Here is a 5446-nt window from a genome sequence, read left to right as displayed (position 1 = left end):
ACCGTACTATAGCAACCTAGCCATGGTGACGATGGCAACCGTGAAAGCGGTCTATTGACTGGCAGGACGGCAATGTCAAGGATTGCTCATGTCAATAGTTGCCTTGATGGGACTAGCATTGTCAGTGCCCGACCACAGCACCCTATCGCGCCGCTTGAGCAAACTGACCGTAGTCTTAACCCCTACTGCCTAAAGCAGGAGCGCGGTATGTCGTCGTTGATTCGACTGGGGTAAACGTCTATGGCGAAGGGGAATGGAAAACCCGTCAACATGGAATTAGTAAGCGACGCACGTGGCGCAAACTGCCCCTAGGAGTCGATGAGGCGACTGGAGAAATCCTGGCAGCGGTGGTCACAACCAATGACGTTCACGCTGGTGAGGTCTTGAACGATCTCCTTGAGGCAATTGAGGGAGACGTTGAGCAAGTCTCAGCAGATGGAGCCTAGAACCATCGTCACTGCTATGACCAGATTACTGAGCAAGATGCCAAGCCAGTCATCCCACCTCACAACGATGCGGTGATCTGGCACCATGGCAACTGCAAAACACCTCCTCATCCACGAGATGAGAATCTCCGCTACATCCGCAAGCATGGACGCGAAACGTGGAAGTATGATGCTAACTATCATCGGCGTTCGTTGGCGAAAACCACCATGTTCCGCTTCAAGGCTATTTTTGGGGGTAATCTGAGTTCGCGTAAATTTGACAATCAGGCAGTGGAATTATTCCTTAAATGTGCGGCGCTGAATCGGATGATCCAGATCGCTAAGCTGGATACCTATGTGGTCGAAGCTTAATCTCACTCTCCCTTAAGTCGAGATCTGTCTTTTTATCTCAATTGTGCAACAACGCCTGTTTTTTGGAAAAATGTTGCCCATCTTGCATAAAATTCTGCTCTGGCATCCGAGAGGGTTAATGAAGGCTGCGATGCAGTCCTCTACTTTTCCGCTCAATCATTTAGGTGCTGACTATGCTATTCTCCGACTCCAGTTCGACCAATGCTCCCCTTGAGCCACAGCTTCAGCCCGTTCTTCCTAGCCTGGATCCGCTCAATCTGTCTGGTTCTCAGCCTGGCCCTCTCCAGCCCAGCGCCTTGACCGTGCTACCCGACAATGGGCTGCTTCAGGTTGCCACGGAAGACATTCTGGTAGGGGCAGTATCAGGACTACGATCGCCCCTCCCTACTAACAACCCGCTCTCCCCCAGCACCACAACCGATCTAGTCGCCCCCGTCTTGGCTAGCAGTGGTGACCCACTCACAGGCGACCTCGCCCCCATCCTTCCCAAAACCGTTCCAGACGACCTCATCACTTCTCCCTACCTCACCCCCTACACCAGTGGCTACTTCCTTACCGACTCCACAGGCAAAATCGGCATCGACTACCTGTTCGATGGTGGTGGCTATCGCGGTCAACTAGCCCTGTTTAGCCTAGAGGGCATGGAAACCCTCGTCCCTGGCTCCCCTGAATTCATCAAAGAAGCTGCCCGCCGCGCCCTAAGCAAGTCTGAGTTGGGATACATCGTCATTGATGACCCCACGGAGGGTGCCCGCTTCAAGGGCGAGCTGGGCGAATAGGATTACAACAGTGGTGACTATAAGGGTGTGAAGCAGTTCACCGTCAATCCCTATGGGCAATACGCCTTCATGCTCGTGCCCAACGGCTCCGTCTATGATGTGGTGAAGGATCCTACAGTGGGTGGTGACAAGCGTCCTCTTTTCTCGTTGGTAACAGCTAACCCCAATGAGGCATTCCATGTAGGACAAATCGTGGATATGACAGGTACGGGCAACACCTTTGTGTTTGAAGATTTGCGGATGGATAAGGGAACTGACCGCGACTACAACGACGTAATCTTCCAAGTGCGGAATGCCTATGGGGTGACGGAGCAGATGGATGACTGGATTGCCCCAGGCAAGGATTGGCGCACCTCCAATCTGGGCAAGGCGTTGATTGAGTATACCAAGCCCTACATCACCCCGATCGCCAATCTCATCCCACCCCCAATCCCCTCTGACCCCAGCGTACTAGAACCCCCAACACCAGTATTGCCCGGTGATCCTGGTGATAGTGTATTTCCTCCAGCACCAACTCCTCCACCTGGGGATAGTTCACCTGTCCAGCCAGGAGTGCCGATTGTCCCTGAAGTACCAACTCTCCCCACAGATCCCACCAACCCGCTGCCACCAGAACCTCTCTTTGACACCATCGACATCCCAGAGAGCAGCCATATCCTACTGCCTATTCCCGCAGACTATAACTTCCCGATCGTCAACCAACCCCTGATTGGCATCATCGACACGGGCTTTGCCGCCAACAACCCCGACATTGACTATTCCCGTATCACCTCCGGGCGTGACTGGGTCGCCAACGATGACAATTCCCTGATGCAACTTGGTGAGGGCAACGAACACGGCACCCATATTCTGGGCATCATCGGTGCCACCCGTAATAATGGCATTGGTATCGAAGGCATCAATGATCAGGCTCCCCTGTGGGTAGGACGGGCGATCGGCTCTGGGCAATGGGCAGAATCCCTAGTGGAGTATGTAGATCACTTCCGTCAGTCAGGGCAACCCAATGGGGTAGTTAACCTGAGTTTGGATCTTACCCAAATTAACCCAGATGGTTCAGTCACCACCCGCTATGAACTGACTCCGGCAGAACGCGCTGCCATTGAATATGCTCGCCAAAGCGGTGTGTTGCTGGTGGTGGCAGCAGGCAATGATGGCGGCGTGATGTCAGCCCTGGGTCAAGCCTCTCAGGAATTTGACAACATCATCACCGTCGGCGCTGCTGAGCGGGTGAATGAAGAGATTGCTCTAGCCAAGGCAATGGATCGCAGTGACTTTTCCAGCTATGGCTATGGGCTGGATATCGTCGCTCCCGGCGGCACCGCCGCCAACCCTGAACTCTCGACGGTGGGGGATGACCTGGGCACGATGGCAGGAACGTCGGTGGCGACGGCGAAGGTGACGGGGGCGGTGTCTCAGGTGTGGGCGGCGAACCCTGACCTGAGCTATCGCCAGGTGATTGAGATTTTGAAGTCTACCGCCACGGATTTGGACGAACCTGGCTGGAATTCTGAGACGGGTGTAGGCTTGTTGAACCTGGCGGCTGCGGTAGCACTGGCACTGGCGACAAAACCCCAAGAGGATGAGGAGATTCCGGCTAGCTACATTCCTCCTAACTGGAGTGGTGAAGGTGTTGCAGTGCCGAGTAAGCGGGCTGCTTTTACCGCTGTTAGTTAGACTGGCAAGGTAACTTCAACTGTTGGGGCGATCGTGCGCTCTGGGCCATCACAAAGTTATTCTCCAGTGGGTAGTCGTGGCTATGGTACATCGGTAACTTTTGATGGTTGGACAACTGGGCAATATATTTCCTATCCTGATCCTGGTGCTACTAACAAATGGTATCGCATTGCTGGAACAAATGGCACCCAGTGGATTTCTGGAGCAATTATTGATGCTGCACCCCCCCAGCCTCAGCCTCAACCCCAGCCTCAGCCTCAACCTGTTGGTTATTATCCAGAGCTAGGTTCATTGAGCAATGCTCAATGGAACGAATACACCAAGGATAATACCCGGTTTGACTACGGTTGGCCTGACTATAAAGACGAACGACATTTAACACCACCTTCTATCCGCAACATTTACACCGATCTATCTAACGCGATCTTTGGCAAACGGGTTCCAGTCACCGCCGGATATTTGCTTGACCCTGGGTATCGTGCCGGGATTGGTATATGGCATTCTGGATTGGATATGTCAGCTTCAAAAGGCACACCTGTGAAGGTGCCTGTGGGGGGCACGATCGTCCGTGGCATCCAGGAAACCAGAGGCAACTACTTCATTGGCGTTCAGGGTGATGATGGCAAGCTGTGGATTTATGGCCACTTGGACACGGTAGCAGTTGCGGGTGGACGGATTGAAGCGGGGCAAACCATTGGGACGATCGGCAGTGCAAATCACCTGCACCTAGAACTGCAAACAGGGCCGAACTACAAACGCTCTCAAAGCAGTAACCTAACAACCGTGCAAAATGCCACACTAAACCCGATCAAATCCTATTGGGAGTTGCGCAATCGCAATGCTCCTCCCCAACCTCAACCTCTACCGCCTACAGGCCGTCGCATCTATGTTGTTAAACCTGGCGACTCTCTGTGGGCAATCGCCCAGCGAGAACTCGGCAACGGCAACCGTTGGCGCGAAATCACTGATGAGTTTGGTAGGCCCCTGACTAGCACCACTATTTTTCCCAATCAACGGCTATCCTTGCCTACTACTCAACAACCGGGAACAGGAACTCCCATTACTCCACCCCCTAGTTCGACACCAAGTCCAGGCAATATCACCTACGTTAACTTCAGTGGCACAGTTGGCCCTAGCGTTGGAGTGAACTTGCGTTATAGTCCCCGCTTTGCCGATCGAAGCAACCGCAATGAACCCAACGGCAAACGCCTAGAGTTCGATGCCTGGACCTACGGCGAGACGGGTACTGACATGTGGCTAGGCACCCCTGATGCCCGCTGGTTCAAGGTGAAGGGTACTAATTTCTGGGTTCCCAGTGCCTATATCTACGGTAATCCACCAAACTCTAGCCCTTTACCACCAGGCAGTGGTTATAATCCCCTCCCTGGAGTAATCCAACCTCCCCTTGTTTCAATCGACAACAATTCCAGTAGGGTTTTCCGGGGCGATACCCTGGCAATTTCTGGCAGTTCTAACACATCTGACATGAAGTTTTACATTGGAGGTAGGCAGGTTGGAGGGACTCTAACTCATCTGCCAGGAGAGGGAAGATTCACTGCCAAATTGAATATTCCTCAAGACATGCCTCTTGGTCGTTGGTTGCTTAAGATTGTTGCAAAGAACCAGACTGGTTTATCAGGAACCTTCTATAGCACCTCTTTTGTCAATGTAGTTGAGTACGATTGGGTTCAAAAGTACATTGGTAAGACACAAGGAGGAACTAATCGTCATATTACCTTTGAACGTGTTAATAGTCCTGGCTACATTGAAAACAAGCCGACATGGGTAGTGATTCATGGCTGGAATGGTACAGCAGGAGATTTTAAAGGTCTTGCAGGAGCTATTGAGGAGTATGACGGTTGGCGGAGAGGTGGTGATTACCAAGTTCTCACTCTTGACTGGGATGACGCTAGAACAGGAAAAGTTGGGTTAAAAGGCGCTTCCGCATGGATTGACTCTGTAGCAGAAGCAGCAAAAAACACTCTTCAATCCTGGGGTATTTCACCAGCTAATATTAGCTTAGTGGGTCATAGTTTAGGATCCTATGTATCATACGAGATTTCCGAGAGGCTAGGTGGAATCAACAAACTGGTAGCTCTAAGTCCAGCTTCTACTACTCTTGGTGGTTACAATGAATCGCAAGTAAACTTCAGTCAGTACTCAAATTGGTCATGGGCATTTTGGAACAATCCTGTA

3 protein-coding genes and 1 pseudogene are annotated in these 5446 nt (G+C 52.1%); all 4 read left to right on the top strand.

Going from position 1 to position 5446, the window contains the following annotated elements; translation table 11 throughout:
• Positions 1–797, top strand: a pseudogene (locus tag NZ772_12925) (IS5 family transposase).
• 173 nt (positions 798–970) lie between these two features.
• Positions 971–1576: a hypothetical protein gene (locus tag NZ772_12920; GenBank protein MCS6814453.1), complete on the top strand. Its 606-nt coding sequence runs from the start codon at positions 971–973 to the stop codon at positions 1574–1576.
• 27 nt (positions 1577–1603) lie between these two features.
• Positions 1604–3250 carry a S8 family serine peptidase gene (locus NZ772_12915; GenBank protein ID MCS6814452.1) on the top strand — a complete coding sequence of 549 codons (1647 nt, stop codon included), beginning with the start codon at positions 1604–1606 and terminating at the stop codon, positions 3248–3250.
• A 33-nt stretch (positions 3251–3283) separates the two neighbouring features.
• On the top strand, positions 3284–5446 hold a 2163-nt coding region (locus tag NZ772_12910; GenBank protein ID MCS6814451.1), incomplete at its 3' end, for a peptidoglycan DD-metalloendopeptidase family protein.

The sequence above is a fragment of the Cyanobacteriota bacterium genome, assembly GCA_025054735.1.
GTDB lineage: Bacteria > Cyanobacteriota > Cyanobacteriia > SKYG9 > SKYG9 > SKYG9.
This window is presented reverse-complemented; position numbering and strand designations above follow the sequence as displayed.